The following is a 20,997-nucleotide window of genomic DNA, read 5'->3' as shown; positions in this document are numbered from 1 at the left end:
CGTGCGCGTCGACGTCGTCTCCATCTTCGGCGAGTACCTCGCGCCGCTGTCCCTCTCGCTCATCGGCAGGGCGCGCGCGCAGGGGCTGCTGGACGTGCGGGTGCACGACCTGCGCGAGCACGCCCACGACCGGCACCGCACGGTCGACGACACCCCCTACGGCGGCGGCGCCGGGCTGCTGATGAAGCCCGAGCCGTGGGGCGAGGCCCTCGACGCCGTCCTGGCCGCCCCCCCGGCCGGCGACGACGGGCGCGGGCCGGTGCTGCTCGTGCCCAGCCCGGTGGGCGAGGTCTTCTCCCAGGCTGCGGCCGTGGAGCTGTCCGCCGAGCCCTGGCTGGTCTTCGCCTGCGGGCGCTACGAGGGCATCGACGCGCGGGTGGTGGAGCACTACCGCGCCCGCGGCGTGCGCGTGCGCGAGGTCTCCCTGGGCGACTACGTCCTCAACGGCGGGGAGGTGGCGGTGCTGGTGGTCGTGGAGGCCGTCGCGCGCCTGCTGCCCGGCGTGGTCGGCAACGCCGCCAGCCTGACCGAGGAGAGCCACGCCGCCGAGCACGACGGCCTGCTGGAGCACCCGGCCTACACCAAGCCCGCCAGCTGGCGCGGCCTGGACGTGCCGGCGGTCCTCGCCGGCGGCGACCACGGCGCGGTGGCCCGCTGGCGGCGCGAGCAGGCGCTGCGGCGCACCGCGCGCCGCCGCCCGGACCTGCTGGCGCACCTGGATCCGGCGCGCTGCACCGCCGCCGACCTGCGCGTGCTCGCCGAGGAGGGCTTCGCCCCGGACGGCGCGAGCGGGTTCGGCCCGGCACCGGGTGCTGTGGCACACTGATCGGCTGACCCACCAAGAGCCGCGACGGCCGGTGACCGCTGCCCCTGCGGGCAGCGGGGGTGCGCCCGCCACAGGGGGCCCACCCGCCCGGGAGGCACCGCCGCGGGACCGATGCCCGAGCCGGGGACCTGTGGCGCCGGCGGGGGAGAAGAGCGAGACCATGCACCTGCTCGACAACGTCGACGCCGCCAGCCTGCGCAGCGACGTCCCGGAGTTTCGCGCCGGCGACACCCTGAAGGTCCACGTCAAGGTCGTCGAGGGCAACCGCTCGCGCGTCCAGGTCTTCCAGGGCGTCGTCATCCGCCGCACCGGCGGCGGCGTGCGCGAGAGCTTCACCGTCCGCAAGGTGAGCTTCGGCGTGGGCGTGGAGCGGACCTTCCCGCTGCACACCCCGGTCATCGACAAGATCGAGGTCGTCACCCGCGGTGACGTCAAGCGCGCCAAGCTGTACTACCTGCGCGACCTGCGCGGCAAGGCCGCCAAGATCAAGGAGCGCCGCGACTCCACGTCGCCGCGCGGCTGACCGACGCACCAGCACGGGCCGGGTCCCCTCGGGGGCCCGGCCCGTCGTCGTCCCCGGGCCCGCGCTCCCGGTCCCCGCGTCTTCTCGGCTCCCCGTCTCCTGCGCCGCGCGCGCACGGGACCCGCACCCGCGCCCGCCGCGCGCGGGCGGCCCGCTCGCGGGGGCGGGCACTACCATCGGGGCAGCGCCGGGTCCGCTCGCCGCGCACCCGCAGCGCCCGCCGCAGCGCCCGACGCAGCCAGGAGCCCCGTGACGACCACCCAGCCGACGACGGCTCCGCCGCGCGAGCGCGCGGCCCCGCGCGGCACCCGCGCGGTCGCGGTCCTCGCCGTGGCGCTGCTGGCGGCGCTGCTGCTGCGCAGCTTCGTGGTGCAGACCTTCTCCATCCCCTCCGCCTCGATGGCGCCCACGCTCGAGGCGGGCGAGCGCGTGCTCGTGTGGCGCGTCGGCGCGCAGGAGGTGCGCCGCGGCGACGTCGTCGTCTTCGACGGCACCGGCACCTTCGCGCCCGCCCCGCCGGAGCCGGCCACGGGCCTGGCCCGCGCCGGGGCCGCCGTCGGCTCGGCGCTGGGCTTCCACCCCGGCGAGAGCGACTTCGTCAAGCGCGTGGTGGGCCTGCCGGGCGAGCGGATCACCTGCTGCGACGCCGACGGGCGCCTGCTCGTCGACGGCGAGCCGCTGGACGAGCCGTACCTGCCGCCGGGGGAGGCGCCCAGCGCGGTGCGCTTCGACGTGGAGGTGCCGCCCGGGCGGCTGTGGGTGATGGGCGACCACCGCGGCGACTCGGTCGACTCGCGCTCGTTCCTGGGCTCGCCCGGGGGCGGCACGGTCGCCGTGGAGGACGTCGTGGGACGCGTGGTGGCGATCAGCTGGCCGCCGACCGAGCTGGGCACCGTGGAGCGGGAGGCGGACGAGTGAGCGCAGGGCACGAGGCGCGCGAGCAGCACGCGCACGAGCAGGACCCGCAGCGCCCCGGTGCCGCGCACCCGCCGGCGCGCCCGCGCGGCGGCGGGCTGCTGGCGGCCGCGCGCGAGACCGTCCTGGTCGTCGCGGTGGCCCTGGTGGTCTCCCTGGTGGTCAAGACGTTCCTGCTGCAGGCCTTCTACATCCCCTCGCAGTCCATGGAGCGCACCCTGGACATCGGCGACCGGGTGGTGGTCAGCAAGCTGACCCCGGGGCCGTTCAGCCTGCACCGCGGCGACGTGGTCGTCTTCGCCGACCCCGGCGGCTGGCTGGAGCCGCAGCCGGAGCCGCAGCGCAGCGCCCTGGGGGCGGTGGCCGCGGAGGTCCTCACCTTCGTGGGGCTGCTGCCGGAGGACTCCGACGAGCACCTCATCAAGCGGGTCGTCGGGCTGCCCGGCGACCGCGTCGTCTGCTGCGACGAGGACGGCCGCCTGACCGTCAACGGCACCCCCGTGGACGAGCGCGCCTACCTCTTCCCCGGCTCCGACCCGAGCCTGGACGAGTTCGACGTCGAGGTGCCCGCCGACCGGTTGTGGGTCATGGGCGACAACCGCGCCGAGTCCGCGGACTCCCGCTACAACCGCGGCAAGCGCTACGACGGCTTCGTGCCCCTGGACCACGTCGTCGGCCGCGCCCACGCGGTGGTCTGGCCGCTGCCGCACGCCGCCTGGCTGGGCACGCCCGACGCCTTCGCCGCCGTTCCGGGCCGCTCGGGGGTCGGGTGAGCCCGGCCGCGGCGCCGACGCTGCGGCTGGAGCGCTCGCTGCTGCGCGGCGGGCACGCGCTGGTCGCCGGTGTCGACGAGGTCGGCCGCGGCGCGCTGGCCGGGCCGGTCAGCGTGGGCGTGCTGTGCGTGGACGCCGGCACCCCCACCGCCCCGGCGGGGCTGCGCGACTCCAAGCTGCTGACGCCGGCCGCCCGCGAGCAGCTCGTCGGGCCGCTGCGGCGCTGGGCCGCGGGCTGGGCCGTCGGGCACGCCGGGCCGGACGAGGTCGACGCGCTGGGCGTGACCGCCGCCCTGCGCCTGGCCGGGCGCCGGGCGCTGGCGCAGCTGCTCGTCGCGCCCTCGGCGGTCGTGCTCGACGGCGCCCACGACTGGCTCGGCGACCCGCGCGGGGCGGCCCTGCCCGGGCTGGGGGAGGAGCCGCTGCCCAGCCCGGCCCCGGCGGTGACCACCCGCGTCAAGGCCGACCTGACGTGCGCGGCCGTGGCCGGCGCCAGCGTGCTGGCCAAGACCGCCCGCGACGCGCTCATGGAGCGCCTGGACGCCGAGCACCCCGGCTACGGCTGGGCGGCCAACAAGGGCTACGGCGCTCCCGGGCACCTGGCGGCCCTGGCCGAGCGGGGCCCCAGCGCGCAGCACCGGCGCAGCTGGCGGCTGCCGGCGGCGGCCGCGCCTGCGCCCCGGCCGCCGGGCGCGGGGGGCATGATGGTGCCGTGAGCGCCGAGGACCTCGAGAACTACGAGACCGAGATGGAGCTGCAGCTCTACCGGGAGTACCGCGACGTGGTGTCGCTCTTCTCGTACGTGGTCGAGACGGAGCGGCGCTTCTACCTGGCGAACTCCGTGGACCTGCAGGTGCGCACCGGCGACGGCGAGACGTACTTCGAGCTGACCCTGCACGACGCGTGGGTGTGGGACGTGTACCGCCCGGCGCGCTTCGTGCGCGACGTGCGCGTGGTGACGTTCAAGGACGTCAACGTCGAGGAGCTGCAGAAGCGCGACATCGAGGTCCCCGACACCCCGCAGCTGCGCGACCGCTGACCCCCCGCCGCGGTCCCCACAGGCCCGCGCCCGCCGCGCCGGGCCGCCGCCGGCTGTGGACGGCGCCGCCCGCGCCGGCGCGCGCGGCGAGGGTGCGTGCCGGAGGTGGTGCGCGTGCGCGCGGAGGACGGGGTCGGCCGCTACGGCGAGAGGCTGGCGGCCCGCCGGCTGGGCGAGGCCGGCATGACGGTGGTGGAGACCAACTGGCGCTGCCGCGCCGGGGAGATCGACATCGTGGCGCGCGACGGCGACGAGCTCGTCGTGTGCGAGGTGAAGACGCGGCGCAGCACCCGCGCGGGCACCGCCCTGGAGGCGGTCACGCCCGCGAAGCTGGCCCGGCTGCGGCGCCTGGCCGCGGAGTGGCTGCGCGCGCACCCCGGCCAGCGCGCCGGCGCGGTGCGCCTGGACGTGGTCGCGGTCACGCTGCCCGCGCGCGGTGCGGCGCGCGTCGAGCACCTGCGCGGGGTGTCCTGATGGCGCTGGCGCGCTGCCTGGCGGTGGGCCTGGTGGGCCTGGACGGGCACCTGGTCAGCGTCGAGGCCGACCTGTCCCCGGGCCTGCCCGCGTTCGTGCTCGTCGGCCTGCCCGACGCCTCCCTGCACGAGGCCCGCGACCGGGTGCGCGCGGCCACGGCCAACTCCGGCTGCCCGCTGCCGCAGCAGCGCCTGACGGTCAACCTCTCCCCGGCGACGCTGCCGAAGTCCGGCTCCGGCTTCGACCTCGCCGTGGCCGTCGCCGCGCTGACCGCCGCGGGCGTGCTGCCGCCGGAGGTCTCCGACGGCGTGCTGCACCTGGGCGAGCTGGGCCTGGACGGCAGCGTGCGCGCCGTCGACGGCGTGCTGCCGGCCGTCCTGGCCGCCGCCCGCGCCGGCGTGCGCTCCGTCGTGGTGCCCGCCGCGGCGGCCGAGGAGGCCGCGCTGGTGCCCGGGGTGCGGGTGCGCGGGGTGCGCTGGCTGGCCGAGCTCGTGGCCGACTACCGCGGCGAGGCGCCCCCGCAGCTGCCCGAGCCGCCCGGCCCGCCGCCCGCGCCGCCGACCGCGCCCGCCGGCCCCGCGCCCGACCTCGCCGACGTCGTGGGCCAGGCCGAGGCCCGCTTCGCGCTGGAGGTGGCTGCCGCAGGCGGGCACCACCTGCTGCTCAGCGGCCCGCCCGGCGCCGGCAAGACGATGCTGGCCGCGCGCCTGCCCGGGCTGCTGCCCGACCTCGACGAGCGCTCGGCGCTGGAGGTGACGGCCGTGCACTCGCTGGCCGGCGCGCTGCGCTCGCGCTCGGCGTCGGCGCTGCTGACGCGCCCGCCCTACGAGGACCCCCACCACACCGCCTCCGTGGCCTCCGTCGTCGGCGGCGGCACCGGGGTGCCGCGCCCGGGGGCGGCCTCGCGCGCCCACCGCGGAGTGCTCTTCCTCGACGAGGCGCCCGAGTTCGAGGCGCGCGTGCTGGAGGCGCTGCGCCAGCCGCTCGAGCACGGCGAGCTGGTGCTGCACCGCGCCCGCGGCGCGGCCCGCTACCCGGCCCGCTTCCAGCTCGTGCTGGCCGCCAACCCCTGCCCGTGCGGGCGGGCGGTGGGGCGCGCGCTGGAGTGCACCTGCAGCCCGGCCGCCCGGCGCCGCTACGCCGCGAAGCTGTCCGGGCCCCTGCTCGACCGCGTCGACGTGCGCGTGGACGTGCCGGCCGTCACCCGCGCCGAGGTCGCCGAGGGGGCCGCCGGCGAGGGCAGCGCCGCCGTCGCCGCGCGGGTGCGCGCGGCGCGCGAGCTGGCCGCCCGGCGCCTGGCCGCGCACGGGGCGCGCAGCAACGGCGAGCTGCGCGGGCCGCTGCTGCGCGGGCCGCTGCGCCTGCCGGCGGCGGCGACCGCCGACCTCGAGCGCGCCCTGGAGCGCGGTGCGCTGACCCTGCGCGGGGTGGACCGCGTGCTGCGCGTGGCGTGGACCGTCGCCGACCTGCGCGGCGCGGCGGCCCCCGGCCGCGACGACGTCGGGCGCGCGCTGGCGCTGCGCGGGGTGCCCGGCGGCCTGGCGGGGGTCGCCGCGTGAGCGCCCCGGGTGCGGGCAGCGCCACCGGGGTCGGCGCCGGCGGGGCGCCCGTGCGCCACGTGCCGCCGGCCCTGCGCCCCGCGCTGGACGACGAGCGCCTGGCCCGCGCGGCGTGGAGCCGGCTGGCCGAGCCGGGCGACGCGGCCGCGGCGGCGCTGGTGGCCGAGGTGGGGGCGGCGCTGGCGCTGGAGGCCGTCGTCACCGGTCGCGGCCCGCAGCGCTGGCGCACGCGCCTGGAGGAGACCGACCCGGCCGCCGACCTGGCGCGGGCGCGCGCGGTGGGCGGGCGGCTGGTGGTGCCCGGCGACGAGGAGTGGCCCGAGGGCCTGCACGACCTGGACCGCCCCGCCGGCACCGAGCGCCCGCAGGGCGCACCGCTGGCGCTGTGGGTGCGCGGGCCGGCGCACCTGGCGCGCGCGGTGCACCGCGCGGCGGCCGTGGTGGGCTCGCGGGCGGCCAGCGCCTACGGCGAGCACGTCACCTCCGAGATCGCCGGGGGCCTGGCCGAGCGGGGCGTCGGGGTGGTCAGCGGCGGCGCCCACGGCGTCGACGCCGCCGCGCACCGCGCCGCCCTGGCGGTGGGCGGCACCACGGTCGCGGTGCTCGCCGGCGGGGTGGACCGGCCCTACCCGGCCGCCAACTCCGCCCTGCTGGCGCGCGTGGCCCGCGAGGGTGCGCTGGTCAGCGAGGTGCCGTGCGGGTCGGCGCCCACGCGCTGGCGCTTCCTGGAGCGCAACCGCCTCATCGCCGCGCTCACCGCGGGCACCGTGGTCGTCGAGGCCGCCTGGCGCTCGGGGGCGCTGTCGACCGCGGACCGCGCCGAGCGGCTGCTGCGGCCGGTGGGCGCGGTGCCCGGGCCGGTCACCTCCGCCGCCTCGGCCGGCTGCCACCGGCTGCTGCGCGAGCGCGGGGCGGTGTGCGTCACGTGCGCCGCGGAGGCCGCCGAGCTGCTCGCCCCGCTGGGAGCGGCCGCCCCGGTGCCGGCGCCGGCGGTGGAGGTGCGGCCCTTCGACGGCCTGGACCCGCACGAGCTGCGCGTGGCCGAGTCCCTGCCGCGGCGCGGCGCGGCGGGCACCGAGCGCCTGGCGGGCGACACCGGCCTGGAGGTGGCCGTGGTGCACGCCGTCCTGGGGCGCCTGGAGCTGGCCGGCACGGCGGTGCGCGAGGGCACCGGCTGGCGCCTGGGCTCCGCGGCGCTCAGGCCGCCCGGCAGCCGTCGGCCGGCACCGCGCGGGTGAACGCCTCGGCCACCAGGGCGGTGCCGGTGCGGGTGGTGCGCAGGCAGTCGCCCACGCGCACCCCGCCGAGCCCGAGGTGCTCGACGTGGCGCGCGTCGAAGCACACCGGCTGCACCGCGCCGGCGGTCCGGGCGCACACGGACGCGCCGGCGGCGGTGACCACCGCGTCCTGCACCGTGCCGGCCGGGGTGCGCACCAGCACCGAGCCGGCCAGCAGCAGCAGCACCGGCACCGCCACCAGCGCGAACGCCGGCGGGCGCCGGCGCGCCCGCCGGCGCGGCCTCACGCGCGCACCCGGGCCCGGCGGCGGTGCAGCGCGTGCTGGGCCAGCGCCACCAGCACCGTCTTGGCCGACGCGCGGTCCCGGGCGTCGCCGCTCAGCAGCGGGACGTCCACGCCGATGGCCAGCGCCTCGCGCAGCTCGTGCTCGGGGTAGTCGTGCGCGCCGTCGAAGCGGTTGACGGCCACCACGAAGGGCAGGCCGGCCTTCTCGAAGTACGCGATGGGGCCGAAGGAGTCCTCCAGCCGGCGCGTGTCGACGAGCACGATCGCGCCGACGGCCCCCTCGACGAGGTCGTCCCACATGAACCAGAAGCGGTCCTGGCCGGGGGTGCCGAAGATGTACAGCACGAGCCGCTCGTTCAGCTGCGTGCGGCCGAAGTCCAGCGCGACGGTCGTCGTGGTCTTGGAGGCGACGTGGCGGGTGTCGTCCACGCCGTGCGAGAGGGCGGTCATCGCCGCCTCGGTGCGCAGCGGGGCGATGTCGGAGACGGTGCCGACCAGGGTCGTCTTGCCGACGCCGAAGCCACCGGCGACGACGACCTTGACGGGCACCAGCCCGGCGGCGGGGGCGGCGGGCGCGGGGGCGCCGGGTGCGCCGACCACGGCGGTGCCGGCGTCAGAAGGCGCGGAAGGCATCGAGGACCTCTTCCAGGTAGGACTCGGAGGACGCGTCGGCGGGGGAGGTCAGGTCCACCAGCCGCGCGTCGCGGGCGTCGGAGACGAGGACCTTGGCCACCGCCAGCGGCAGGGACATCAGCGCCGAGACCTCCGCCACGGAGCGGGTGGTGCGGCACAGCCGCACCAGGTCGCGCAGCTCGCGGGTGGTGCCGATGCCGCCGGGGGCGCTGCTGACCAGCGACTCCAGCGCCAGCGGCACCGCGGTCGTGGTGCGACCGCGCACGAGCGCGAACGGGCGCACCATGCGCGGGCCGCTCACCGGACCGCTCCGTGGGTCAGGCGCTCGCGCAGCGCGGGGGTGAGGACCTGCCCGACCCGGGTGACCAGCATCTCCACCTCGTAGCCGACGTGGCCGAGGTCGGCGCGCCGGCCGGCCAGCACCGCCAGAGCGGAGCCGTCGCTGATGGCGGCGACCACGAGGGTGCCGCGCTCGGTCTCCACGAGCAGCTGCCGGCACCGGCCCCGCTCCAGCTGCGCGGCCAGAGTCCCCATGAGGCTGGAGAGCCCGCACGTCATGGCGCACAGCTGCCGGCGGGCCGCCTCGCCCAGCCCCGCGGTGGAGGCCAGGTGGAAGCCGTCCGCGGTCACGGCGATGGCGTGCAGCACGCCGGGCACGCGCCTCTTGAAGCCCTGCAGCAGCCAGTCGAGGTCGGCGTCGTCGGTCGCGGCGCTCGCGACCGGGGCGGCCTCGGTGCTCACAGGTCGTCCTCCGGGTCGTCCCAGAGGTTCAGCGGCGCGTCGTGCTGGGGCAGGGCGTCCGCGCCGCGTCGCGGCAGCGAGGGCCGCCCGCCGGCGCTGGCCACGGTGGCGGGCGCGGCGGTGGCGGGCGCGGCGGTGGCGGGCGCGGCGGTGGCGGGCGCGGCGGTGGCGGGCGCGGCGGTGGCGGGCGCGGCGGTGGGCGCGGTGGCGACCGGGGCCGGGGCGGCGACCGGGGCCGGGGCGGCGACCGGGGCCTCGGCGGGGCGGCGGCTGGCCGGCACCACGGGCTCGGCGGGCTCCTCGGCGGAGATCAGGGCCGCCGGGACGGTCACCTGCGCCAGGCAGCCGCCGCCGGGGGCGGAGCCGACCTCCACGCGCAGGCCGTGGCGGGCGGCCAGGCGCCCGACGACGACCAGGCCCAGGCGACCGGCCAGGGTGCTCTCCTCGCCGGTGCCGGCGAGCAGGTGGGCCACCTCGGCCTGCTGGCCCTCGGCCAGCCCGACGCCGTGGTCGCGCACGCTGACGAGCACGTCGCCGGCGACGGTGGGCGCGGCCGAGACGGTCACGGGCCGGTTCGGCGGGGAGAAGGTCACGGCGTTCTCGACGAGCTCGGCGAACAGGTGCGAGACGTCGGAGGCGGCGCGGCCGTCCACCAGCAGGTGGTCGGGCACGGAGACCTCCACGCGCTGGTAGTCCTCCACCTCGGTGGCGGCGGCGCGCAGCACGTCCGACAGGCCCACCGGGCGCGCCCAGGTGCGCGGCTGCTCGGCCCCGGAGAGCACCAGCAGCGACTCGGCGTTGCGGCGCATGCGGGTGGCCATGTGGTCCAGGGAGTACAGCTCCTCCAGCTTGCGCGGCTCGAGCTCGTCGGACTGCAGGGACTCGATGGAGTCCAGCTGGCGCTCGATGATGCCCTGGTTGCGGCGGGCCAGGTTCAGCAGCAGGCGGCTCTGCTGCTGACGGGCGAGCAGGTCCTTCTGCGCCTGCTCCAGCTCGCGGTCGGCCAGCTCGACGGCCAGCGCGGTGGCGCGGCGCTGCTCGGCCTCGGTGTGCGACCAGTACACGACCAGGCCCACGGCCAGCAGGGCCACCCCGGCGCCGTGCACGCCCGACCACACCCACGGGTGCTCCTGGCCGGCGTGGTGGGTGAAGATCAGCGAGGGCACCAGGGCGCTGCCCAGGCCGTGCGAGAGCACCGTGAAGCCCACGTACCAGGCGAAGGGCAGCCAGTCCTGGTAGAGCGCGACGAAGCCCAGCATGATGAAGAAGTGGAAGTGGGCCTCGATGGTCCCGCCGGTGAAGTGCACGAGCACCACCGACGCCCACGAGAAGCCGGCCGTGACGGCCAGCGCCTGCCAGCGCCGCCAGCGCAGCTGCGACGTCGGGCGCGAGAGCACGTGCACGAGCACCAGCACGCCGCACTCCAGCGCCACGGTGAGCGCGCCGTACCCGCCGCGCAGGCCCAGCAGCGCCAGGACGGGCACGTGCGCCAGCAGCACGTGGCGCAGCATCCGGTGGCGCCGGGCGAAGGCCTCGGGGGCCAGCAGGTTGCCGCGCGGCAGCCGCAGCTGCGGCGCTGCCGGCGCCGCCGGGAGGGTCGACGTGCTCATCGCTCTTCACTCCTGATCCGTGACGGCGCGCTGCTCGGCCGTGTCAGGGACGGATCGGCCGGCGCCGCGCGCCGGTTGAGGGGCCCACGCGCCGCGTCCACCGCTCGGAGCAGCCCCGCGCGCCCGCCCGGGTGGCGGTGGTGGCAGCCGCGGCGTGGTGGCAGCCGCGGCGGTGGGGGGCTGCTGCGGGCGGTGGCCGGGCCGGGTGCGGGGGAAACCCGGTGGGCGCCCGGCGGCGCGGCGCCTGGCGTGGGCGGCCGGTGCGCGGCCGTCGGGGCCGTGCCGGGCACCGCGCCGGTGGGCGCGGCGGGAGGAGCGGGACGTGGAGCGGCTGGGCGAGAAGCTCCTGAGCTGGGCGTCGATCCTGGACGAGGCCACGCGCCGGCAGGCGCTGACCGCCTCCGGCATGCCGTTCATCCACCCGCACATCGCCCTCGTGCCCGACGCGCACCTGGGCAAGGGCGCCACCGTCGGCTCGGTGATCCCCACCGACCGGGCGCTGGTCCCGGCGGCGGTGGGCGTCGACATCGGCTGCGGGATGACCGCGGTGCGCACGCAGTTCGGCGCCGCGGACCTGCGCGGGCGCGACCTGTCGGTGCTGCGCGTCGCGATCGAGCGCAGCGTGCCGCTGTCCGCGGGCGCGGCCAACCGGCAGGTGAGCGCCACGGCGGCGCCGCGCGTGGCCGAGCTGGAGGGCACCGAGCCCGAGCGCGCGGCGTTCCGCGAGTCGCTGGTGCCGCGCTGGCGCACGGCCCTGGGCTCGCTCGGCTCGGGCAACCACTTCATCGAGGTGAGCCTGGACGAGCAGCAGCGCGTGTGGCTGTTCCTGCACTCCGGCTCGCGCGGGCCGGGCAACAGGCTGGCCACGCACCACATCGCCGTCGCCCAGGAGCGCTGCCGGCGCGAGGGCGTCGAGCTGCCCGACCGCGACCTCGCGTGGCTGGTCGAGGGCACCGCGGAGTTCGACGCGTACGTCGCGGACCTGCGCTGGGCGCAGCGCTTCGCGCTGCTCAACCGGCGGGAGATGGTCGACCGGGTGGCCGCGCGGCTGGGCGAGTTCCTCGACGAGCCGGTGCGCGAGCAGGAGCGCGTCGACTGCCACCACAACTACACGGTCCGCGAGGAGCACTACGGGCGCACGGTGTGGCTCTCGCGCAAGGGCGCCATCGACGCGGCCGAGGGCCGGCCGGGGCTGATCCCCGGGTCGATGGGCACGGCGAGCTACGTCGTCACCGGCAGGGGGGACGCGCGTTCGCTGCGCTCCTCGCCGCACGGCGCCGGGCGCGCGCACAGCCGCACCGCCGCGCGCAAGCGCTTCACCCGCGAGCAGCTGCGCGAGGCGATGCGCGGCATCGAGTACCGCGACACCGACGCGTTCCTCGACGAGATCCCGGCGGCGTACAAGGACGTCGACCGGGTCCTGGCCGACGCGGCCGACCTCGTCGAGGTGCGGCACGTGCTGCGCCAGGTCGTCAACGTCAAGGGCGACTGAGACGCGCGACGCACCCGGGGCGGGGGCGGGCACCGGGCCCGCCCCCGCGCCGTCAGCCGACGGCCTGCTTGTACTGCTCGACGACCTCGGACTTGATGCGGCCGCGGTCGCTGACCTCGATGCCGTTCTCGCGCGCCCAGGCGCGCACCGCGGCACCGTCGACCCCGTCGCCGTCGGAGGGTGCGCGCGAGCCGGACGAGCCGGACGAGGAGGAGCCGGACGAGCTCGACGACGAGCCCGAGGGGGACGGGGAGCCGCGCCGCCCGCCCACGCGGCGCCCGTGCTCGACGTAGGGGCTCAGCGCCCGCCGCAGCTTCTCGGCGTTCTCGCTGCTGAGGTCGATCTCGTACTGGGTGCCCTCCAGCCCGAAGCGCACCGTCTCGCTCGCCTCGCCGCCGTCCACGTCGTCCGTGAGGACCACCGTCGTCCGCTGCGCCACTGCCCCGCCCCTCGTCCGTGCCGACCGTCCGGGCACGTGCGCGTGCACCGGGCCCGCCCGGCACCCGGGGGCGCCGCCGGCGGGCGCTGGTCATCCTGGCACGCCGGGCGGCGCCGACCCGGGTGCGCGGGCCGCGGCGCGCGGGCGTGGCGCGCTTGCCCGGGGCGGTGCGGGCGGGGGACGGTGCGGCGGTGACCCGCCCGCCCGCGCAGCCGCTGGAAGCGCTGCTCGACGACTTCGCCGAGCACCTGGCCGCCGAGCGCAACCGCTCGCCGCACACGGTGCGCGCCTACCGCTCCGACGTGCGCGACCTGCTGACCACCGCCGTGCCGGCGGACGCCGACGGGCGCGTGGACCTGGACCTGCTCTCCCTGCCGGACCTGCGCGCCTGGCTGGCCGGCGCGGCCGGGCAGCGGGCCCGCTCGACGCTGGCCCGGCGGGCCGCGGCCGCGCGCACCTTCACGGCGTGGGCGGCGCGCACCGGGCGCGCCGCCACCGACGCCGGGCTGCGCCTGCGCGCCCCGCGGCGCTCCTCGCCGCTGCCGCACGTGCTCAGCGCCGGGCAGGTCGAGCAGCTGCTCGCGACCGCCTCCGCGGACGCGGCGCCGCCCGCCCCGGGGCCGGGCGCGGGGGGCGAGCCGGGCCCGGACCCGTTGCGGCTGCGCGACGCGGCGGCGGTGGAGCTGCTCTACGCCACCGGCTGCCGCGTGGCGGAGGTGGTCGGGCTCGACCTCGACGACGTCGACCCCGGCCAGCGCACGGTGCGGGTGCTGGGCAAGGGCGGGCGCGAGCGCGTGGTGCCCTACGGCCTGCCGGCCCAGGACGCGCTGGAGCGCTGGCTGGCGCTGGGCCGCCCGCTGCTGGCCGGGCAGCGCTCGGGGCGGGCGCTGCTGCTGGGCCGGCGCGGGGCGCGCGCGGACCAGCGGCAGGTGCGCGAGGCGGTGGCGCGGCTGGCCGCGCGGGTGCCCGGGGCCCCGGCAACCTCCCCGCACGGCCTGCGGCACGCGGCGGCCACGCACATGCTCGACGGGGGAGCCGACCTCCGTAGCGTTCAGGAGTTGCTCGGTCACGCTACGCTGACGACGACGCAGATCTACACGCACGTCTCCGTGGAGCGGTTGCGGAGATCGCACCGTCAGGCCCACCCGCGGGCCTGACGCACCGGGGGGAGGATGCGGTGGACGCACCATCGGGGCGCGAGCGCGCGGCGACCGCGCCGTCGCAGGGCGGCGTGCAGGTGGTCACCGACGACGCGGCGCCGGGGACGGTGAGCACCGAGGAGGTCCGCGAGGAGGTCCGCCCGGCCGGCCGCCCGCAGGCCAACGCCCGCTTCACCAGCCGCAAGGGCCCGGCCACCCCCGAGCAGGAGGAGGCCGAGGCGCGCCTGCGCGCCATGTGGGAGGAGTTCAAGGCGGGCGCCGACCCGCTGCTGCGCGAGAAGCTGATCATGCACTACTCGCCGCTTGTGAAGTACGTCGCCGGCCGCGTCGGGGTGGGCCTGCCGCCCAACATCGAGCAGGCCGACCTCGTCTCCTACGGCATCTTCGGCCTCATCGACGCCATCGAGAAGTTCGACATCGAGCGCGCCATCAAGTTCGAGACGTACGCCATCTCCCGCATCCGCGGCGCCATCATCGACGAGCTGCGGGCCATCGACTGGATCCCCCGCTCGGTGCGCAGCAAGGCGCGCGAGGTCGAGCGCACCTACGCCGCCCTCGAGGGCGAGCTGCACCGCACCCCCACCGAGGCCGAGGTCGCCGAGCGCATGGGCATCCCGCTCTCGGACCTGCACCACATCTTCAGCCAGGTCTCCTACGTCAACGTCGTGGCGCTGGACGAGCTGCTGAGCGTCTCGGGGGAGAAGGGCGACAAGCTCTCCCTCGTCGACACCCTGGAGGACACCCGCGCCGAGGACCCCGTCGCGGCCTTCGAGGGCGAGGAGACGAAGTTCCTGCTGGCCAGGGCGATCAACCAGCTGCCCGAGCGGGAGAAGATCGTCGTCACGCTCTACTACTACGAGGGCCTGACCCTGGCCGAGATCGGCCGGGTGCTCGGGGTGACCGAGTCGCGCATCTGCCAGATGCACACCAAGGCCGTCCTGCAGCTGCGCGGCAAGCTCAGCGACGTGCGCTGAGGCCTGGGCCGCCGGGCCGCCGGGCCGGGGCCGTTCACCGCGCCCCGCCCGGCGGCAGCAGCACCGGCGGCTCCGCCGCGCCCAGCAGCGCCAGCGGGTCGACGTAGTCCTCGCCGCGGCGCGCCCCCAGGTGCAGGCAGGCCCGCCGACCGCAGTGCCCGCCGTCGGCCACCGCCGCGACTACCTCGCCGGCGGCCACCCGCGCCCCGGCCGGCCGCCCCGCCACGACCGGCTCGAGCGTCGAGCGCAGGCCCCCGGCGTGCTCGAGGACCACGACCCCGCGCCCGGCGACCGGGCCGGCGAAGACCACGACACCCGCCGCCGGAGCCAGCACCGCCTGCCCGGCGCTCGCGGCCAGGTCCACGCCGCGGTGGCCGGGCGCGTAGCGCTCCACCTCGTCGTAGCCGCGCAGCAGCGCCGGGTGCGGGTGCAGCGGCCACGACCACGCCGCGGCCGGTGCCCCGACGGCGGCCGCGGCGGCGGCCACCGCGACGGGCCTCGCCGGGGCGGTGGTGGCGGGGGCCGACGGGCCCGCGGCGGCCAGGGCCGCGACGCCCGCGGCGGCCAGGGCCACGACGGGGACGGCGACGGGCGGGGGTCCGGGGGGCACGTGCCGACGGTGCCCGCCCGCGGGCGCGGCCCGCACCGCGACGGCGCCCGCCGGTGGACGGCGCCCCCGCCCCCCGGCCTGTGGGCACGGCGGCGCCCGCACCCCGGCGTCCGCACCCGGCGCCCGCACCCGGCGCCTGCCCCGACGCCGCGCGCCGTCCCGGCCTACGCTCGGAGCGTGCCCGCCGCCGCGTCCGAGCCCGGTCCCGAGCCCGGTCCCGAGATCCGCGCGGCCCCCTGGGCGGTACCCCGGGACGAGGCCCCTGTCGCCGGTGGCGCCGGTGGTGCCGACGCCGCGCGGCCGGTCGCGGACCCGGGGGCCCTGCCGGCGCGGGTGCTGCTCGTGGCCCTCGGCGAGCGGGCCCGCTACCGCACCCGCGGCCCCGTCGACCTCGTGCTCGCCGGTGCGCTGCTGTGCGAGGAGGCCGCGCAGGGCCGGGTGCCGCCGCCGTCCACCGGCCGCCCCGGGGGCCCGCCCGCCGCCGTGGCGCACCAGCGGCTGCTCGAGCTGCGTGCCGCCACCGCGTTCGCCGAGGTGACCGGCCCGCTGCTCGCGGCCGGGGTGGTGGAGCCGTGCGAGCACCGCGTGCTGCGGCTGTTCACCCGCAGGGGCCTGCGCGCCGTCGACGGGGCGAGCGCCGCCCGCGAGCGCGACGCCGTCCTCGCCGCGCTGCGGCCCGGCGCGCGCCCGGCGCCGCGCGACGCGGTCCTCGCGCTGCTGTGCGCGGTCTCGGGCGTCGCGAGCTCCCTGGCGCCGCCGCCGGTGCAGCGCGCGGCCCGCGCCGAGCTGGCCGCCCACCTCAACGACCTGCACCTGCTGCTGGCCCCCCGCGTCGCCGAGGTGGTGCGGGCCACCCGCGACGCCCACCGCGCCCGGCGCGGCGACGGCCCCGGCGGTGCAGACCTCGTGCCCGCCGACGGCGGCGACGGCTACGGCGACGGGGGCGGGGGCGACGCCGGGGGCGGTGGCGGTGGCGACGGCGGGGGAGGGGGCGGCGACTGACCGCTGCGGCGACCGGCCGCTGCGGCGACCGGCCGCGCCGGCGACGGCCCGGCGGTCCCTCAGCGGCGCGCCGGCCGCTGCCCCGCCGGGCCCCGCGGGCCCGCCGCGGCGCAGGCGAGGCACGTGGTGGCCCACGGCCGGGCGGCCAGGCGCTCGGCGGCGATCGGGCGCCCGCAGCGCTCGCAGCGCCCGAAGCCGGGCTCGTCGAGGCGCCGCAGGGCGTCGCAGAGCTGCGCCACCCGCTCGCGCACCTGCTCGAGGACGGCGGCGACCTGAGCCCGCTCGAACGCCGTCGTCGCGCCCTCGGGGTCGTGCTCGTCGTCGGCGGTGCCCTCGGCGGCGACCTCGAGGGCGCTGGCGAGCTCGCGCTCCAGGGCGGCGGCGCGGGCGCGGGCCCCGGCCCGCTCGGCCTCCAGCAGCGGGCGCAGCCCGTCGTGCGGACCGCTCACCGCGGCCGCAGGGCCCGCAGCCGCTCGCACGCCTCGTGCAGCACGGCGTCGGACTTGCAGAAGGTGAAGCGCACCAGCGGGCGCGCCGCGGCGGCCGCGGGCCCGTCCGGGGTGCAGAACGCCGACACCGGCACGCCCACGACGCCGGCCAGCTGCGGCAGCGCCCGGCACAGCTCGGTGCCGTCCTCGAAGCCCAGCGGACGCGGGTCGGCCACGACGAAGTAGGTGCCCTCGGGGGTGCCGGTGGCGAAGCCCGCCGCGGACAGCCCCTCGCGCAGCAGGTCGCGGCGGCGCTGCAGGTCCGCGGCCAGCTCGCGGTGGAAGTCGTCGCCGAGGTCGAGGGCGCGCGCCACGGCCGGCTGGAAGGGCGCGCCGCCGCTGTAGGTGAGGAACTGCTTGACGGTGCGCGCGGCGGAGACCAGCTCGGCGGGGCCGGTGACCCAGCCGATCTTCCAGCCGGTCACCGAGAACGTCTTGCCGGCCGAGGAGATCGTCAGGGTGCGCTCGGCCATGCCCGGCAGGGTGGCGATCGGCACGTGCCGGGCGCCGTCGAAGACGAGGTGCTCGTAGACCTCGTCGGTGACGACCACGGCGTCGTGCTCGAGCGCCAGGTCCGCCACGAGCTGCAGCTCCTCGACGGTCAGCACGGTGCCGGTGGGGTTGTGCGGGGAGTTGAGCAGCACGACGCGGGTGCGCGGGGAGAACGCCGCGCGCAGCGCCGCCCCGTCCAGGGCGAAGCGGCCGGAGCCGTCGGCGGCCGGGCGCAGCGCCGCCGAGCGCTGCCGGGCGCCGGACAGCGCGACCACCGCCGCGTAGGAGTCGTAGGCCGGCTCGAGCACGACGACCTCGTCGCCGGGCCCGGCCAGCGCGAGCACGGCCGCGGCGACGCCCTCGGTGGCGCCGGCGGTGACCAGCACCTGCGAGGCGGGGTCCAGCTCCAGGCCGTAGCAGCGCCGCTGGTGCCGGGCGACGGCCTCCAGCAGCGCGGGCACGCCCGCGCCGGGCGGGTACTGGTTGTGCCCGGTGCGGATCGCCTCGGCGGCGTCGGCCAGCAGCGAGGCCGGGCCGTCGGTGTCCGGGAAGCCCTGGCCCAGGTTCACCGCCCCGGTGCGCTGCGCCAGCGCCGTCATCTCGGCGAAGACGGTGGGCCCGAAGCCGCGCATCCGCTCCACGACGCGACCGCGGTCGAGACTGGTGCTCACGACCCGTAGACTACGGGGGCACGTCGTGCGCGTCCGGCCCGTGGGCCGGTGCGCTCACCGTGACACCGCGCCCCCGCACGCCGCGTCGCGCGGAGCCACCCCTCCCGGTCCGCCGTCTCCCGGCGGTCGGGGTGCGCTGCCGGGGGCCAGGCGCGCCGGACCGGCCGGTCCGGCGCGGAGAACCGATCGGCCCCCCACCGGGGCCGGCACGAGGAGGACCACCCATGGCCGTCGTGACGATGCGCCAGCTGCTCGAGTCCGGTGTGCACTTCGGCCACCAGACCCGTCGCTGGAACCCGAAGATGAAGCGCTTCCTGTTCACGGAGCGCAACGGCATCTACATCATCGACCTGCAGCAGTCGCTGTCCTTCATCGACCGCGCCTACGACTTCGTCAAGGAGACCGTCGCCCACGGCGGCTCGATCCTCTTCATCGGCACGAAGAAGCAGGCGCAGGAGCCCATCGCCGAGCAGGCCCGCCGCGTGGGCATGCCGTTCGTCAACCAGCGCTGGCTCGGCGGCATGCTGACCAACTTCTCCACCGTCTCCAAGCGCATCGCGCGCCTGCGCGAGCTCGAGGAGGTCGACTTCGACGACGTGGCCGGCTCCGGCCTGACGAAGAAGGAGCTCCTGGTCCTGCGCCGGGAGAAGGAGAAGCTGGACAAGACCCTCGGCGGCATCCGCGACATGGCGAAGGTCCCCTCCGCCGTGTGGATCGTGGACACCAACAAGGAGCACCTCGCCGTCGACGAGGCGAAGAAGCTCGGCATCCCGGTCGTGGCGATCCTGGACTCCAACTGCGACCCGGACGACGTGGACTACCGCATCCCCGGCAACGACGACGCGATCCGCTCGGTCACGCTGCTGACCCGCGTCATCGCCGACGCCGTGGCCGAGGGCCTGCAGGTGCGCCACGGTGGCGGCCCGTCCGCCGACGCCGAGCCGCTGGCCGCCTGGGAGCAGGACCTGCTCGCCGGCAGCGAGAACCTGCAGTCCGGCGGCTCCGAGAGCATCGCCACCGGCGAGGGCTCGGACCGCCCCGAGGCCGCCGCGGCGGCCGCCGCCACCGGCCAGGACGCCGAGGCCGTGGCGCTCTCGGGCGACGAGCCCACCGAGGCCGAGGCCCCCTCGCAGACGGTCGGCGCCTCCACCCAGGCCTGAGCGCGCACGCCCCGGGCCGCCAGCGGCCCGGGGCGTCGCTGCGCCCGGACCACCCACCCCGATTTCGTCCGACACCCCAGGAGGAGAGGGACCGATGGCTGCGTACACCGCCGCTGACGTCAAGGCGCTGCGCGAGAAGACCGGCGCGGGCATGCTCGACTGCAAGAACGCGCTCGTGGAGTCCGGCGGAGACGTCGAGAAGGCCATCGAGCTGCTGCGCATCAAGGGGCAGAAGGGCGTGGCCAAGCGCGCCGACCGCGACGCCTCCAACGGACTGGTGGCCGTGCACACCGAGGGTGGCCTCGGCGTGATGGTGCAGCTCAACTGCGAGACCGACTTCGTCGCCAAGAGCGAGGGCTTCGTCGCCCTGTCGCGGCAGATCCTCGACCAGGCCGTGGCCGTCGGCGCGAGCGACGCCGAGTCGCTGCTGGCCTCCGAGCTCGACGGCCGCACCGTGCAGCAGCTGCTCGACGAGGCCAACGCCACCATGGGCGAGAAGATCCTCGTCCCGCGCGTCGCCCGCCTGGAGGGCGCCCACGTCTCGTCGTACCTGCACCGCACCGCGACGGACCTGCCGCCGACCATCGGCGTGCTCGTCGCCCTGGACGCGGCGAACGACGAGGTCGGCAAGGACGTGGCGATGCACGCCGCGGCGATGAGCCCGACGTACCTCACCCGCGAGGACGTGCCCGCCGAGACGGTCGAGAGCGAGCGCCGCATCGCCGAGGAGACCGCCCGCGAGGAGAACAAGCCCGAGGCCGCCATGGCCAAGATCGTCGAGGGCCGGGTGAACAGCTTCTTCAAGGACAACGTCCTGCTGGAGCAGCCGTTCGCCAAGGACCCCAAGACGACCATCAGCAAGCTGCTGGCCGGGGCCGGGGTGCACGTCACCGCCTTCGCGCGCTTCCGCGCCGGCGCCTGACGCCAGGCACCGCCACGGGGCGGGTGGACCTCGGTCCGCCCGCCCCGTCCGCGCGTCCGGGGCACCTGGCACCCCGTCCGGACGAGCGGCGCGCCCGCACCGGAGACCCCGCGCGCCCCGGTGCGGCACACTGCCCGAGGACCCCCGCCCCGCCGAAGAGGAGAACCGCGTGCCCGACACCACCGAGCCGAGCCTGACCGTCGACCTGGAGGCCGGCACGGTCGAGGCCGCCCCCGCCTACCGCCGCGTGCTGCTGAAGCTGTCGGGGGAGTTCTTCGGCAACGGCTCCGTCGGGGTGGACCCCGACGTCATCGCCCAGGTGGCCCGCGAGATCGCCGCCGGCGTCAAGCTCGGCGTGCAGGTCGCCATCGTCGTCGGCGGCGGCAACTTCTTCCGCGGTGCGGAGCTGTCCCAGCGCGGCATGGAGCGCAGCCGCGCCGACTACATGGGCATGCTCGGCACGGTGATGAACGCCCTCGCCCTGCAGGACTTCCTGGAGCAGGCCGGCGTGGACACCCGCGTGCAGACCGCCATCACCATGGGCCAGGTCGCCGAGCCGTACATCCCGCGCCGCGCCATCCGCCACATGGAGAAGAACCGCGTGGTCATCTTCGGCGCTGGCGCCGGCATGCCGTACTTCTCCACCGACACCGTCGCCGCCCAGCGCGCCCTGGAGGTGCGCGCCGACGCCGTGCTCATGGCCAAGAACGGCGTCGACGGCGTCTACACCGGCGACCCGCGCCGCGACCCGGACGCCGTCAAGATCGACACCATCAGCTACGCGGAGGCGCTGCGCCGGGGCCTGCGGGTGGTCGACACGACCGCCTTCAGCCTGTGCATGGACAACGGCCTGCCCATGGTCGTCTTCGGCATGGAGGGCCAGGGCGTGGCGCGCGCGCTGCGAGGTGAGAGGATCGGCACGCAGGTGACCGCCGGCTGAGCCGCGCCGGGCCCGGGAGAGGGCCCGCCGC

The 20,997-nt window shown here is 77.8% G+C and carries 25 protein-coding genes; 16 read left to right on the top strand and 9 right to left on the bottom strand.

Translation table 11 applies throughout. The annotated features are described in order from the left end of the window. The first annotated feature begins 1 nt into the window (after nucleotide 1). The 9 genes from trmD (at nucleotide 2) to dprA (ending at nucleotide 7,347) form a co-directional block, all read left to right on the top strand. Nucleotides 2–826, top strand: coding sequence for a tRNA (guanosine(37)-N1)-methyltransferase TrmD (gene trmD, locus ACRYMN_RS09545; RefSeq protein WP_432494340.1), 825 nt, complete (start codon nucleotides 2–4; stop codon nucleotides 824–826). Between the two features lie 160 nt (nucleotides 827–986). Next, the gene (rplS, locus tag ACRYMN_RS09540; RefSeq protein ID WP_432494338.1) at nucleotides 987–1,349 is read left to right on the top strand and encodes a 50S ribosomal protein L19; all 363 of its coding nucleotides are present in this window, start codon (nucleotides 987–989) and stop codon (nucleotides 1,347–1,349) included. Nucleotides 1,350–1,598: 249 nt separating this feature from the next. Continuing rightward, nucleotides 1,599–2,267: a signal peptidase I gene (gene lepB, locus ACRYMN_RS09535; RefSeq protein ID WP_432494336.1), complete on the top strand. Its 669-nt coding sequence runs from the start codon at nucleotides 1,599–1,601 to the stop codon at nucleotides 2,265–2,267. Next, entirely contained in the window at nucleotides 2,264–3,037 is a 774-nt protein-coding gene (gene lepB, locus ACRYMN_RS09530; protein ID WP_432494334.1) for a signal peptidase I, read from the top strand. The genes lepB (ACRYMN_RS09535) and lepB (ACRYMN_RS09530) overlap by 4 nt, the downstream gene beginning before the upstream one ends. Continuing rightward, the gene (rnhB, locus tag ACRYMN_RS09525) at nucleotides 3,034–3,753 is read left to right on the top strand and encodes a ribonuclease HII (protein ID WP_432494332.1); all 720 of its coding nucleotides are present in this window, start codon (nucleotides 3,034–3,036) and stop codon (nucleotides 3,751–3,753) included. The genes lepB (ACRYMN_RS09530) and rnhB overlap by 4 nt, the downstream gene beginning before the upstream one ends. Further along, the gene (locus tag ACRYMN_RS09520; protein ID WP_432491671.1) at nucleotides 3,750–4,076 is read left to right on the top strand and encodes a DUF2469 domain-containing protein; all 327 of its coding nucleotides are present in this window, start codon (nucleotides 3,750–3,752) and stop codon (nucleotides 4,074–4,076) included. The genes rnhB and ACRYMN_RS09520 overlap by 4 nt, the downstream gene beginning before the upstream one ends. 114 nt (nucleotides 4,077–4,190) lie before the next feature. Next, nucleotides 4,191–4,550 carry a YraN family protein gene (locus tag ACRYMN_RS09515; RefSeq protein ID WP_432494366.1) on the top strand — a complete coding sequence of 120 codons (360 nt, stop codon included), beginning with the start codon at nucleotides 4,191–4,193 and terminating at the stop codon, nucleotides 4,548–4,550. After that, complete coding sequence (locus tag ACRYMN_RS09510) at nucleotides 4,550–6,109, top strand: YifB family Mg chelatase-like AAA ATPase (protein WP_432494329.1); 1,560 nt, start codon at nucleotides 4,550–4,552, stop codon at nucleotides 6,107–6,109. Before ACRYMN_RS09515 ends, ACRYMN_RS09510 begins: the two co-directional genes overlap by 1 nt. Continuing rightward, a complete protein-coding gene (dprA, locus tag ACRYMN_RS09505; protein WP_432494327.1) occupies nucleotides 6,106–7,347 on the top strand; it encodes a DNA-processing protein DprA in 1,242 nt (413 codons plus the stop codon). Before ACRYMN_RS09510 ends, dprA begins: the two co-directional genes overlap by 4 nt. Here the strand turns inward: dprA and ACRYMN_RS09500 are convergent. Genes ACRYMN_RS09500 through ACRYMN_RS09480 form a run of 5 tightly spaced genes read right to left on the bottom strand, consistent with a single transcriptional unit; the run spans nucleotide 7,307 to nucleotide 10,616 of the window. Next, the gene (locus tag ACRYMN_RS09500; RefSeq protein ID WP_432494325.1) at nucleotides 7,307–7,633 is read right to left on the bottom strand and encodes a hypothetical protein; all 327 of its coding nucleotides are present in this window, start codon (nucleotides 7,631–7,633) and stop codon (nucleotides 7,307–7,309) included. The genes dprA and ACRYMN_RS09500 overlap by 41 nt on opposite strands. Continuing rightward, complete coding sequence (locus tag ACRYMN_RS09495) at nucleotides 7,630–8,265, bottom strand: GTP-binding protein (protein WP_432494323.1); 636 nt, start codon at nucleotides 8,263–8,265, stop codon at nucleotides 7,630–7,632. The genes ACRYMN_RS09500 and ACRYMN_RS09495 overlap by 4 nt, the downstream gene beginning before the upstream one ends. Further along, a complete protein-coding gene (locus ACRYMN_RS09490; RefSeq protein ID WP_432494321.1) occupies nucleotides 8,246–8,566 on the bottom strand; it encodes a DUF742 domain-containing protein in 321 nt (106 codons plus the stop codon). Before ACRYMN_RS09490 ends, ACRYMN_RS09495 begins: the two co-directional genes overlap by 20 nt. Next, the gene (locus ACRYMN_RS09485) at nucleotides 8,563–9,006 is read right to left on the bottom strand and encodes a roadblock/LC7 domain-containing protein (RefSeq protein ID WP_432494319.1); all 444 of its coding nucleotides are present in this window, start codon (nucleotides 9,004–9,006) and stop codon (nucleotides 8,563–8,565) included. Before ACRYMN_RS09485 ends, ACRYMN_RS09490 begins: the two co-directional genes overlap by 4 nt. Continuing rightward, nucleotides 9,003–10,616, bottom strand: a complete 1,614-nt coding sequence (locus tag ACRYMN_RS09480; protein ID WP_432494317.1) for a sensor histidine kinase — start codon at nucleotides 10,614–10,616, stop codon at nucleotides 9,003–9,005. Before ACRYMN_RS09480 ends, ACRYMN_RS09485 begins: the two co-directional genes overlap by 4 nt. A 322-nt stretch (nucleotides 10,617–10,938) precedes the next feature. Between ACRYMN_RS09480 and ACRYMN_RS09475 the strand changes: the two genes are divergently transcribed. Then, on the top strand, nucleotides 10,939–12,108 hold the full coding sequence (locus tag ACRYMN_RS09475; protein WP_432494315.1) for an RtcB family protein: 1,170 nt from the start codon (nucleotides 10,939–10,941) through the stop codon (nucleotides 12,106–12,108). A gap of 52 nt (nucleotides 12,109–12,160) precedes the next feature. Here ACRYMN_RS09475 and ACRYMN_RS09470 read toward each other — a convergent pair whose 3' ends face one another. Continuing rightward, a complete protein-coding gene (locus ACRYMN_RS09470) occupies nucleotides 12,161–12,547 on the bottom strand; it encodes a histone-like nucleoid-structuring protein Lsr2 (RefSeq protein WP_432494313.1) in 387 nt (128 codons plus the stop codon). A 167-nt stretch (nucleotides 12,548–12,714) separates the two neighbouring features. Here ACRYMN_RS09470 and ACRYMN_RS09465 point away from each other — a divergent pair, with 167 nt between their 5' ends. Next, nucleotides 12,715–13,704 carry a tyrosine-type recombinase/integrase gene (locus ACRYMN_RS09465; RefSeq protein WP_432494364.1) on the top strand — a complete coding sequence of 330 codons (990 nt, stop codon included), beginning with the start codon at nucleotides 12,715–12,717 and terminating at the stop codon, nucleotides 13,702–13,704. A gap of 110 nt (nucleotides 13,705–13,814) precedes the next feature. Next, nucleotides 13,815–14,681: an RNA polymerase sigma factor WhiG gene (whiG, locus tag ACRYMN_RS09460; protein WP_432494362.1), complete on the top strand. Its 867-nt coding sequence runs from the start codon at nucleotides 13,815–13,817 to the stop codon at nucleotides 14,679–14,681. A gap of 34 nt (nucleotides 14,682–14,715) precedes the next feature. Here the strand turns inward: whiG and ACRYMN_RS09455 are convergent, their stop codons facing one another. Further along, the gene (locus tag ACRYMN_RS09455; protein WP_432494311.1) at nucleotides 14,716–15,291 is read right to left on the bottom strand and encodes a peptidoglycan DD-metalloendopeptidase family protein; all 576 of its coding nucleotides are present in this window, start codon (nucleotides 15,289–15,291) and stop codon (nucleotides 14,716–14,718) included. A gap of 177 nt (nucleotides 15,292–15,468) precedes the next feature. Here ACRYMN_RS09455 and ACRYMN_RS09450 point away from each other — a divergent pair, with 177 nt between their 5' ends. Next, nucleotides 15,469–16,293, top strand: a complete 825-nt coding sequence (locus ACRYMN_RS09450) for a GPP34 family phosphoprotein (RefSeq protein ID WP_432494309.1) — start codon at nucleotides 15,469–15,471, stop codon at nucleotides 16,291–16,293. A 59-nt stretch (nucleotides 16,294–16,352) separates the two neighbouring features. On the opposite strand, the gene ACRYMN_RS09445 is transcribed toward ACRYMN_RS09450, so the two are convergent. Then, nucleotides 16,353–16,742 carry a TraR/DksA family transcriptional regulator gene (locus ACRYMN_RS09445; protein WP_432494307.1) on the bottom strand — a complete coding sequence of 130 codons (390 nt, stop codon included), beginning with the start codon at nucleotides 16,740–16,742 and terminating at the stop codon, nucleotides 16,353–16,355. Further along, nucleotides 16,739–17,905: a pyridoxal phosphate-dependent aminotransferase gene (locus tag ACRYMN_RS09440; RefSeq protein WP_432494360.1), complete on the bottom strand. Its 1,167-nt coding sequence runs from the start codon at nucleotides 17,903–17,905 to the stop codon at nucleotides 16,739–16,741. Before ACRYMN_RS09440 ends, ACRYMN_RS09445 begins: the two co-directional genes overlap by 4 nt. Before the next feature lie 263 nt (nucleotides 17,906–18,168). Between ACRYMN_RS09440 and rpsB the strand changes: the two genes are divergently transcribed. From rpsB to pyrH, 3 genes are all read left to right on the top strand, one after another. Beyond that, nucleotides 18,169–19,104: a 30S ribosomal protein S2 gene (gene rpsB / locus ACRYMN_RS09435; protein WP_432494305.1), complete on the top strand. Its 936-nt coding sequence runs from the start codon at nucleotides 18,169–18,171 to the stop codon at nucleotides 19,102–19,104. A gap of 94 nt (nucleotides 19,105–19,198) precedes the next feature. Then, complete coding sequence (gene tsf / locus ACRYMN_RS09430) at nucleotides 19,199–20,026, top strand: translation elongation factor Ts (protein WP_432494303.1); 828 nt, start codon at nucleotides 19,199–19,201, stop codon at nucleotides 20,024–20,026. A 193-nt stretch (nucleotides 20,027–20,219) separates the two neighbouring features. After that, on the top strand, nucleotides 20,220–20,966 hold the full coding sequence (pyrH, locus tag ACRYMN_RS09425; RefSeq protein ID WP_432494358.1) for a UMP kinase: 747 nt from the start codon (nucleotides 20,220–20,222) through the stop codon (nucleotides 20,964–20,966). Nucleotides 20,967–20,997 lie beyond the last annotated feature (31 nt).

This window comes from Kineococcus gypseus (assembly GCF_050871305.1).
GTDB lineage: Bacteria > Actinomycetota > Actinomycetes > Actinomycetales > Kineococcaceae > Kineococcus > Kineococcus gypseus.
The sequence above is the reverse complement of the archived record's forward strand: the minus strand, read 5'-3'. Positions and strand labels throughout refer to the sequence as shown.

What these genes read in the sequence shown, in the direction of transcription:
- rpsB (WP_432494305.1), top strand. Translation starts at nt 18,169, where the DNA reads ATGGCCGTCGTGACGATGCGCCAGCTGCTCGAGTCCGGTGTGCACTTC.
- tsf (WP_432494303.1), top strand. Translation starts at nt 19,199, where the DNA reads ATGGCTGCGTACACCGCCGCTGACGTCAAGGCGCTGCGCGAGAAGACC.
- ACRYMN_RS09440 (WP_432494360.1), bottom strand. Translation starts at nt 17,905, where the DNA reads ATGCGCGGCTTCGGGCCCACCGTCTTCGCCGAGATGACGGCGCTGGCG.
- ACRYMN_RS09510 (WP_432494329.1), top strand. Translation starts at nt 4,550, where the DNA reads ATGGCGCTGGCGCGCTGCCTGGCGGTGGGCCTGGTGGGCCTGGACGGG.
- ACRYMN_RS09495 (WP_432494323.1), bottom strand. Translation starts at nt 8,265, where the DNA reads ATGCCTTCCGCGCCTTCTGACGCCGGCACCGCCGTGGTCGGCGCACCC.
- rplS (WP_432494338.1), top strand. Translation starts at nt 987, where the DNA reads ATGCACCTGCTCGACAACGTCGACGCCGCCAGCCTGCGCAGCGACGTC.
- ACRYMN_RS09480 (WP_432494317.1), bottom strand. Translation starts at nt 10,616, where the DNA reads ATGAGCACGTCGACCCTCCCGGCGGCGCCGGCAGCGCCGCAGCTGCGG.